General features: G+C 44.3%; 12 protein-coding genes and 1 pseudogene. 7 read left to right on the plus strand and 6 right to left on the minus strand.

The window, feature by feature from the left end:
• Positions 1-47 precede the first annotated feature (47 nt).
• On the minus strand, positions 48-485 hold the full coding sequence (locus tag IPP67_04080) for an effector binding domain-containing protein (protein ID MBL0338358.1): 438 nt from the start codon (positions 483-485) through the stop codon (positions 48-50).
• Between the two features lie 238 nt (positions 486-723).
• Here IPP67_04080 and IPP67_04085 point away from each other — a divergent pair, with 238 nt between their 5' ends.
• Positions 724-957 carry a hypothetical protein gene (locus IPP67_04085; protein MBL0338359.1) on the plus strand — a complete coding sequence of 78 codons (234 nt, stop codon included), beginning with the start codon at positions 724-726 and terminating at the stop codon, positions 955-957.
• A gap of 189 nt (positions 958-1,146) precedes the next feature.
• Here IPP67_04085 and IPP67_04090 read toward each other — a convergent pair whose 3' ends face one another.
• The 3 genes from IPP67_04090 to IPP67_04100 all read right to left on the minus strand — a co-directional run bounded on the left by IPP67_04090 (position 1,147) and on the right by IPP67_04100 (position 2,991).
• The gene (locus IPP67_04090) at positions 1,147-1,764 is read right to left on the minus strand and encodes a hypothetical protein (GenBank protein ID MBL0338360.1); all 618 of its coding nucleotides are present in this window, start codon (positions 1,762-1,764) and stop codon (positions 1,147-1,149) included.
• Between the two features lie 99 nt (positions 1,765-1,863).
• Positions 1,864-2,028, minus strand: a complete 165-nt coding sequence (locus tag IPP67_04095) for a hypothetical protein (protein ID MBL0338361.1) — start codon at positions 2,026-2,028, stop codon at positions 1,864-1,866.
• 339 nt (positions 2,029-2,367) lie between these two features.
• Positions 2,368-2,991 carry a glutathione S-transferase family protein gene (locus IPP67_04100; GenBank protein ID MBL0338362.1) on the minus strand — a complete coding sequence of 208 codons (624 nt, stop codon included), beginning with the start codon at positions 2,989-2,991 and terminating at the stop codon, positions 2,368-2,370.
• Between the two features lie 378 nt (positions 2,992-3,369).
• Between IPP67_04100 and IPP67_04105 the strand changes: the two genes are divergently transcribed.
• Together IPP67_04105 and IPP67_04110 are read left to right on the plus strand one after the other, a co-directional pair.
• Positions 3,370-4,509, plus strand: a complete 1,140-nt coding sequence (locus IPP67_04105; protein MBL0338363.1) for a histidinol-phosphate transaminase — start codon at positions 3,370-3,372, stop codon at positions 4,507-4,509.
• A 149-nt stretch (positions 4,510-4,658) separates the two neighbouring features.
• Positions 4,659-6,085, plus strand: a pseudogene (locus IPP67_04110) (saccharopine dehydrogenase NADP-binding domain-containing protein).
• 85 nt (positions 6,086-6,170) lie between these two features.
• Here IPP67_04110 and IPP67_04115 read toward each other — a convergent pair.
• Entirely contained in the window at positions 6,171-6,572 is a 402-nt protein-coding gene (locus tag IPP67_04115) for a hypothetical protein (protein MBL0338364.1), read from the minus strand.
• A gap of 177 nt (positions 6,573-6,749) precedes the next feature.
• Complete coding sequence (locus IPP67_04120) at positions 6,750-7,049, minus strand: hypothetical protein (protein MBL0338365.1); 300 nt, start codon at positions 7,047-7,049, stop codon at positions 6,750-6,752.
• A 286-nt stretch (positions 7,050-7,335) separates the two neighbouring features.
• On the opposite strand from IPP67_04120, the gene IPP67_04125 reads away from it, so the two are divergent.
• The 4 genes from IPP67_04125 (at position 7,336) to IPP67_04140 (ending at position 9,210) form a co-directional block, all read left to right on the plus strand.
• Positions 7,336-7,764 (plus strand): DMT family transporter, encoded by a 429-nt coding sequence (locus tag IPP67_04125; protein ID MBL0338366.1) that lies wholly within the window; start codon positions 7,336-7,338, stop codon positions 7,762-7,764.
• Positions 7,765-7,826: 62 nt separating this feature from the next.
• A complete protein-coding gene (locus tag IPP67_04130) occupies positions 7,827-8,261 on the plus strand; it encodes a DMT family transporter (protein ID MBL0338367.1) in 435 nt (144 codons plus the stop codon).
• Positions 8,262-8,855: 594 nt separating this feature from the next.
• Entirely contained in the window at positions 8,856-9,098 is a 243-nt protein-coding gene (locus IPP67_04135; GenBank protein ID MBL0338368.1) for a hypothetical protein, read from the plus strand.
• Positions 9,073-9,210: a hypothetical protein gene (locus IPP67_04140; GenBank protein ID MBL0338369.1), complete on the plus strand. Its 138-nt coding sequence runs from the start codon at positions 9,073-9,075 to the stop codon at positions 9,208-9,210. Before IPP67_04135 ends, IPP67_04140 begins: the two co-directional genes overlap by 26 nt.
• The last annotated feature ends 158 nt before the right edge of the window (positions 9,211-9,368 follow it).

The raw sequence follows: 9,368 nt of genomic DNA on the forward strand, positions 1-9,368 counted from the left end.
GATAAAAATATCATGTATGATGGCGATCAAAACAAAACAGTTAATGGTTATTTCACGCCAATGAAAATATCAATAGCACCGGATGGTTGATATTTTTCATAATCAGCGACAAATGCCCTTTTCAGGGGTTGTTGCCAAATTTCCAACCACTTTTCACCAACTTTCATAGGCCCCCCGACCACCGCAAATATTTGGCGATTTGAGGGGGGGATGATGGTTGCAACCAAACCTGCGGGTAATTTCCCAACCTTACTGACCGCAGCGCCAATAATTAAGGAATAGGCGCATTCTTGATATTTCCCGATATGCCGAAAATGGGTGTAGACGCCGTAAACATCCTGGGAAATTTTATTTGGAATTTTTTCTAAAACCCCTTCTTGGTAAAATTTTTGCCATTGAGGTGGGATGGTTTGAAGGGCAACATCGTTGGATGTTTTCAGCTCAATACCCACAATTTGGATAGGATCTTTTTGGGTGGTTTGCATCTGTTTGTTCCTTTATTTAGTGGATGATAAAAGAACCCTACCATAGTTGTTTTTGACAAATCTTGCGGTATTGCATTTTAACCAAGATCAGGGGCAATTTTTTGAAATGGGCGAAAATTTGCTTGATGCCAATATTAATATATATAATAGTTAGATCAACATCTTGTCGTTTTGCCTGATGGATAAGGTAAAGTCAGATAATTGAATTTAAAAAAAATTGATACACAGGGAGAAAATCATGAAAAATTTAGCCACCATATCTTTCGTAACGGTACTGGGCTTCCTTAGTGCTGCTTGCAGTGAAACTCCTGAGGAGAAAGTTGCCCGTGAAGCCCGTGAGTTTTGTGTGGCGATGGGTAACCAGATGGCTTCACCTGCGGAAAAAGCTGATCCAGCCCGTTTCCAAAAATCACTTGATAAATGTACTGCCGACATGACAGAAAAGAACCTGCGCCGTTTAAAAAACCAATAACCACTTTACCCAAAGAGGGGCCTTTTAAAGGCGACCCATAAGCGCTTTCCCAACCGAAGTGGATAATATATATCGATGGCAAGCCGTTAATGGGTAGCAGTGATAGAAAGAAGGGGCTGGCCTAGATATTGGGAACATTTAGTAGGTCAGCCCCTTATTTAAAATCTCAAAACAATTGGCAATCTTTGCTTAAGAGGGCTGTGGCACCGCTTGTTGGTGGAGGGCAGCGAGAATTTTTGGAAGCTCACTTTTCGGAATTGCCAAAAAATCCAGCTTTTCATCGATTAAAACTGCTTGGCGGTTATCAGCACTAACAGCGGCCAAGCCAATTGTTTGATTGGGTTGAAAAAGAAAGGGTTGGAAAAGATAACCAATCTGTTGATATTGATAGGTATTTTGGGGCTTATCTAGTAAAGAAAAATGACGCGGTTTTCTGAGTTGTTTAATCGAGGTGAAAGACAGTCTTTTCCCTGGTTTTTGGTTCTTTAGGATTACCGGCTCCACTCGCACCAGTCTTATCTTTGGTTTACCCTGAAGGACGAAAGCTTGCGTTTGACGGTTTTTCATTGTTCGGCCCATTTGGCGAACCAAGAACCCGATAGACACGACAAATACCAACTGCAGCAGGCCGAAAGTAATCAACCGGCTGGTCAAGTTCTCAATCCCTAGATCGGTTGAAAGGATGTTGGGATTTTCCCTTGATTGCAACACATCCGTTTCATAATCACCCGAATGGAAATCAATAAACACATAAACTATGTCGGCATTTCGACCATCGCTAGTGCTTAAATGGGCATCACAAGCCATAATGAACTTGCTTTTACAAGAGCCTTTGGTAATGCTGCCCAGCCGGTCAACGGTCCAATTATCCCCTATGCGCCAATCATCCCAAAGATTTGGCCCCAGCTACCAGCCGATGGCGTCCATCAGCAATAAGCAAATAAGGATGACAACAATAGAGCTAACTAAAAATTTGAGGCTGCTGCGCTTGAACGAATAAGGCAAGAGAATTTTTTGAACCTGGGTCTCAGAAGACATCGCTGATTTTGTAGAAAGTTCAGCAGGGGTCACGAAACACCTTACAAAAAAGATCATAACATTTCGAGGATATCTAACCTAAAACAAGGGGCGCGGTCAATCTATTGGGGGGATTTACGGCAAAATTTAGAAGTATTTTTTGAATCCTGTTTTCCAAAAACCAACCCCCCTCCTTTAAAAAAGGCAAAAAGTAGGATTTATGGGGGATAATTTAGATCCTATCTCTTATACCAGGCATTTTTCAATGCGCCGGTCGAGTATGAACGATATGAAGGCAACCGCGCCTATAATTCCCCGGGTTAGGAAAGGAAGAAAGAAAGCGAAGGGAATAGCGATCGCATCAAATAATATAGAATAGGATCGTGTCGAAATTTAATCCTTGGGGATAGTGGCCAGCATCGATGGGCGTTTGCTAAATTCCTGATACCAGGCATTGAGTTTTGCATAATCTTTGTGCCAATTGTCGGTTGGGAAACGGAAATCGATATACCCCAAAGCGGCGGCCAAGGAAAATTCACCAATCGTTGGTTCTTTACTGAAATGTTTAGCCTCATGTTCGGCGGCTTTCAGGCTGCCTTGTACTTTATTCCGCTGCAGGGTTAGAAAATCAGCCCATTGTAAATTGGCTGGGCGCATGTGGGTTTCAATGCGTTGGGCAACAGCGGCTTCCAATAAACCATCGGCTAAAGCATGCAAGCGCAAAGCCCGATATTTCGCAGGGCTGCTGGTTGGGAATAATTTCCCTTGCGCCATGTCATTCAAATATTCGCAAATAACGATAGAATCATAAAGCACCATGCCATCCGCGGTGGTTAAGCTTGGAACCTTGCCCAACGGATTTTCAGGGGCGATGCCTTGCACCCAATTATCCCGGATCGGGGCAATTATTTCAATTTTATCAACCAGTTTTAATTCATGGGCAACCAGCATCACTTTGCGGCCGTAAGGGGTGGTGCTGGACGTGCGCAGTTTCATTTTATGGGAAGTATCAACCATTGGATAGTCTCCTGAAAATAGAGATGAATGTCGAAGCGTGGGATTAAAATAATCCATCCCCACGATGGCCTAGTTTGTTAAAAACTGCAACAGGGGGGGTATATCAGGCGCTCTAGGACGATCTAATCCCCTGCAAAATTCTGAAAATCTTATGTACCATCACATCATATGGAAAAACAGTGAAATGTTTTGATCTGTGATATTCCTGCCGGATGAACAAGCAATCTTCTATGTCTTGTCTTGATGGCGGATTAGGGGTTGCCATTCGATGTCGGCTTAGATAAGTTGTTGGCAATGCTGTATCAATTGTCTGAAATTGGCTTTGGGAACCAACAGCCCGTTTTATCAATAATAATAACAATATTGGGAGGATAAACGATGACAGTTCCAGCAAGACCAGGCTTAAACGTTTTATCTGCCTACGTTCCAGGTGAGGCAAAATTACCAGGCTATGCCAACCCCATCCGTTTGGCATCCAACGAAAATGCCTTGGGGGCCAGCCCCAAGGCAATGGAAGCCTTTTCTAAGGTTGCGTCTCAGTTACATCGGTATCCGGATCCATCTGCCCGCTTATTACGTGAAACCCTTGCCAAAAAATTTCAATTGGATGTGCACAGGATTGTTTGCAGCGCCGGTTCCGATGAATTAATTGAATTAATTGCGCAAGGATATGCGGGCCCTGGGGATGAAGTTATTTACAGCCAATATGGTTTTATGAAATATGCCATCACCATCATCAGCGTGGGCGCCAAACCCGTGATGATACCTGAGAGAAATTTCACGGCCCAAGTGGATGACATCTTGGCCGCTGTGAATGCGCGTACCAAAATTGTTTTCTTGGCCAATCCCAATAACCCCACCGGCAGTATGTTAGCAGCCAGCGATATCCGTCGCCTGCATCAAGGATTGCCTCCCTATGTGTTATTGGTGTTGGACGCAGCCTATGCGGATTATGTGGATGATAAGACCTATGAGGCGGGCTATCAATTAGCCAGCAACAGCGAAAACGTCATTGTCTTGCGGACTTTTTCAAAGATTTATGCGTTGGCGGCCTTACGAGTTGGCTGGGCTTATGCCCATCCCTCTGTCATTGACATTATTAATCGTATCCGTGGGCCTTTCACCTTGTCTGCCCCCGCCCAGTCTGCAGCTTGTGCGGCCTTGGAGGATGAAGCGCATGTGGAGCGCGCGCGTCAGCACAACCGGCAATATTTGCCTTGGTTCCGCAAGCACATGCTGGAGATGGGTTTGCAGGTATTGCCAAGCGCCGGTAATTTTGTGTTGGTACGTTTTTCGGAGGGGGAGCAACCGCAACAAAGGCAACTCGGAAATCAAAAAGCCCTTGACGTCAAAAACTACTTAAACCAGCAAGGCATTATTATCCGCCCCCTTGATGCTTACGGCTTACAGGACTGTTTGCGGATTACCATCGGCACGGCTGAGGAAATGAAAACAGTCGTCCAAAAACTAAAAGACTACCAAAGCCGCCATCAACATCTTCGACAATCGGCCGGGTAATCCCGGACACGGTTCATAAGAAAACTTCCTCAATTGCTTTTCTTATCAACGGATAGGCGGGATGCCCCTTACCCAGGGGTGCTTCTTTCCTTGCATTTACCACTTTTACTTATTATTGACACTTTCCTAAACAATGGGAGACATTCATCATGACATCTAAGTTTAATTTTAACGGCCGGATTATAATGATTGGATATGGGTCCGTTGGCCGCTGTACTTTGGCTATGATAGCAGAAAATTTTGATATGCCTTTAAGCAACATCATCATTATTGACGGGCAAGACCAAAGCCATATCATCGCCCCTTACGTCCAGCGCGGCGTTCAATATCTGGTTAATCCTTTGTACCGGGAAAATCTGGATAAAGTTCTTGATGACCGTGTGGGCGGCGGCGATATTATGCTAAACTTAAGCGTGGATGTCAGCTCTGTCGATTTAATGGATTGGTGCCAAAAACACCGGGTATTATATTTAGATACCTGCATTGAGCCTTGGGATGGGTATTATGATAACCCCAAAATCCCCGTGAGCAAACGCAGCAACTATTATTTGCGTTATGAGGCGATCCAGCGGGCAAAGAAATGGCGTAAACCTGCGATGAGCGCCCTTTTAACCCATGGGGCTAATCCGGGGCTTATCAGCCATTTTGCTAAAGCCGGGTTACTTGAAATTGCCAGCAGAAAACTAAAGGCCTTTAAGGATCAGCCAAAAACCCAGCAAGCATGGGCCGCTTTAGCCCAGCAATTAGGGGTTAAGGTGATCCAGGTGGCGGAGCATGACACCCAAATTGCCAATCGCCCTAAACGCCCGGGTGAGTTTGTGAACACTTGGAGTATTGATGGCTTTTACAGCGAAGGCATGCAACCGGCTGAGATGGGTTGGGGAACACATGAAAAGAAAATGCCAAAAGATGGCTTCCATCACCGGGTGGGATCACGTTCTTCCATTTATTTGGGGCAACCAGGACTGATTACCCAAGTGAATTCATGGACACCGGTCAGTGGGCCTATGAAGGCCTATTGCATTACCCATGGCGAAGCTATTAGCCTGAGTGAATATTTAACTTTAAAGCAGGGGAAAAAGTGATGTACCGGCCTACGGTATATTATGCGTATCATCCCTGCAACGATGCGGTTCTCAGTATGCGTGAAGTAGCCATGCGCGATAGCTGGACATTGCAACCTAATAAGCGTTTGTTAAATGAGGAAATTATCGAGGGTGGGGATGAATTAGGCGCCTTGCTACTCGGGGATCATGGCGGCTTGTGGTTTGGCTCCATTCTAGATCATCAGACCGCACGCCAAATGTTAAAAGGTAAATTCAGTGCCACCTCTTTGCAAATTGCCGCGCCAGTGATGGCAGGGGCGATGTGGTTGATTAAGAATCCGGAACTGGGTTTATTAGAACCGGAACATTTGGATTATCAGGAAATCATCGAAATATGCCGGCCATATTTGGGTAAAATAGTGGGGGTGTGGACAGATTGGACACCGCTGCAGGGGCATTACCGTTTATTCCGGGAAAAGGGTTTAAATCTAAACGACCCCTGGCAGTTCCAAAATTTCCGCGTCAGCTGAGGAATACATAAATGGCCCCTGTCTTTTAAAGGCAGGGTTAAAGATAGGGGCCTATGACCATATGGGCGATCAGAAAGGTCTGTTTTTACAAAAATATCTTTGTGGGGAAGAGGCTTAGGAAATAAAACCAATCAATCCTTTGCAAGTGATACAAAGTAATGGGTCCCCAGCTGATTATTTGGTTTTCAATCGATAGCTTAACGGCGATGAAACTATTGTCTAAATTGCCCTGGGCTGCTGCCAAAAGCTCGCTGGTATCTTGGATCCTGTTTTGCGTTTCTTCATCCCAAGAACCAACTTGGAAAAAGCTTTGCAGTAAATTATCATATCCATATAACTGGAAATAAACGTCGCTTTGCGGTTGTAATTGTTCATCCAACTGAATGGCCACTTGATTGGCCACCACGCTCCATTTCTGCGTCAGGACAAGTAAGTTTTCTATCAGTATTTTTCCTGCGGATTTTTGCCAATTTACCAATTTTTCCAAGAAATTCTTCCCCTGCCATGGGCCTTTGGCCGAAGCGTATAAAATGACAATGGGAATAGGGCCAGATAGGAAAGGGGTGGAAACCCATCGGTAAGCTAATCACTTGAAACTGGCTAATAACAAGCCATTCAGGCTGGTTAGGAAAATGGGTTAGGATAATTTGTCCCTCTTTAATGGTTACGGAAGGCGTTGCTTGACCGGCTTGGGCACTAAGGGCAATATCGGTTGCATGGATTTCAGCACTTTTAATTTACCGTCAAATCCCAAATAGCTGAAAATAGTGGCATTGGCGGAAACCAGCGAGCGTTGCCCATTCACGGTTATTTCTTGCCGGGCATTTCGGATGATTAATTTGACATCGATTGGGCGCCAGGCGGTCGCAATTAACTTGATGCTGTCAAACCCTTCACCGTGATAGTGGGGGGCATTATCGCTTTGAATCCGTTCGCTTGCAAAAGCGGCTGCAATTTTGGCCAATATTTTTCAATCAGGCTTGCAGCAATACACCAATATGCTATATATGCGGTGCAGCAAATTAATGGCAGCATAAGGATACCGTAAGAAACCCGCCATAGGATGCGCTTAGGACTAGACACGGATATGAACCCTTTTTCATTTTTAAAGGTTTCAGCCAATTTGTTGTCTTTAATCCTATCCCCATAATTTTGAACTATGAGATATAAGGGTTCCTTACTGAAAAAGGCAGACGAGCAATTTTGCCAAAAAAACTAATTATACGCCATATTGGCTAGAAAGAATACGGATGTCCAGTAGTCAATCTCCTGCGGATGCTTCTATCAAAAAGCAGCACTTATTTTTTTCCATTCTATTTGTTCTGTTATGGAGCACGGGGTTTATCGTTGCCAAAATTGGCTTGCGCTATGCAGGTCCGTTTACCTTTATTTTAATACGGATGGGAATTGCCATTGTGATTATGGGAATTTTTGCCTTGGTCATGAAAGCCCGCTGGCCACGGCAGCTTAAAACTATCTGGCATTTGGCCGTTGCCGGTGTTTTAACCCATGCTGTTTATTTGGGTGCTTCCTGGTCTGCGGTTGCCCAAGAAGTGCCGGTGGGGATAGTGGCGATTATTGCAGGCCTACAACCCCTCGTTACCAGTGTTTTGGCAGGCCCCATGTTGGGTGGAAAAACCACCCAACGACATGGATTGGCCTCCTGGTTGGGTTTTTAGGCATTTTTATTATTGTTGAACCTAGGCTACAAGCAGCCATTGTGTCTTTTCAAGGGATTGCGTTGGCAGTTTTTGCTTTGTTGGGTATCACTTTGGGGACTTTATACCAAAAACGTTTTTGCCGGAATATTGATTTAAGGTCTGGACAAGTCATCCAGTTGGTTGCGGCATCCTTGGTCATATGGCCTTGGGTTTATTGGATGCAGGAAAGACCGGTTGAATGGTCGGGAGAGTTTGTTTTTTCCCTATTTTGGATGTCAGTCGTGTTATCGGGCATTGCCATCACTTTGCTTACCTGGTTGATTTATAACGCCCCTGCGGCTTCAGTTGCGGTATTATTTTATGTCACACCGCCGTTGGCAACGGTTTATGCCTATATTATTTTGGGGGAAAATCTGGGTTGGTTGGGGATCGTTGGCATGGCTATTACCATTTCAGGCTTGACATTGACCATTACCAAAAAGGTACCGAAAAAACATCATCATCAGCCGTTATAGGCGTTTTAGGTTGGCTCATCCGTCGAGGGGCGGTTTCCTCAGTCGCCGTGATTTTTTATATTATTCCGCCCTTAACAGCCCGTTTATCCAAGAAAGCAACTATTCCTTCTGTTCTTGCCGAACCAATCGCCATCAAGCAGTAGCATCAGCATAAATTTGCGTAAGGGTCATTTTCATTAACATGTTTGTTTGTTAGGATTATAGGTTCGGTATCCTATTCACGAAGTCTCTGATCTAATGGGTATCTCTGCATAAATGCTTATTCTGCCTCGTGGGTTCCTTCGCCCAAAGAACTTAAATTCTAACCGGTTATTTTATTAAAAACGGTAAAAAATAATTTCTTGCCAAGGCGATTAAATTATGGTAGTGCTCACACATCAATCATCCTTAATATTCAGGCTTATGGCCCGCCCTTTTGTTAGGGGCAGTGTTTAACATATTTAGCTGATAAGCTACTGAGGAATTTATTTAATCTTCAGGCGGAAATGAAGAATATCGAACCTATTCAACAATTATTAGCGCCTTCTTTAAACCAGAGAGGCTGAAGCTAATCCAAATCATGGCAGCAAGGTCGTTTAGCTGTTCTGCAGAGTTATGGTGGAACATCAAAATTTGGAACCATTAACCATGAAGGATTGCGTTAGCTTAACTAGGTTAATCTCAACCATTTTAGATGTCAGTGATCCGATCTCCCATGCGTACAGCTTGAAGTGGGGTCACCAGATTGACCGCCCCTTGGTCAAAAACAGGATTTTCAGCGGTTTGCGGATCAAGACGTTTGGTTGGAAACATACAATAGAAAACCTAAAAGATGGCAGGGAAAAATTTTGGTGTTAAAGGGACGATGTTTGTGCAGGTAGAAAATGAAGCACAGCCGGTGGGTTATACCAATCTATCCGCCAGAGCGCATTTTTGCAGATTGAAAGAATTGCTTGGCAAGCCGCCCTAAGCCGGGTTTGAAAAATAATCCAAAGACAAAACAACCATCCAAACCGAATAAATAATATAATGTATGGGATAGCAAATATGGCGACAATTTCAAACATTCAGCGTCATGAATTGCAGGTAGCTGATGCGGTGGCGCGTGAAAAAATATTAGCCGGGAAG

The organism is Rhodospirillaceae bacterium, assembly GCA_016722635.1.
Lineage (GTDB): Bacteria > Pseudomonadota > Alphaproteobacteria > JAEUKQ01 > JAEUKQ01 > JAEUKQ01.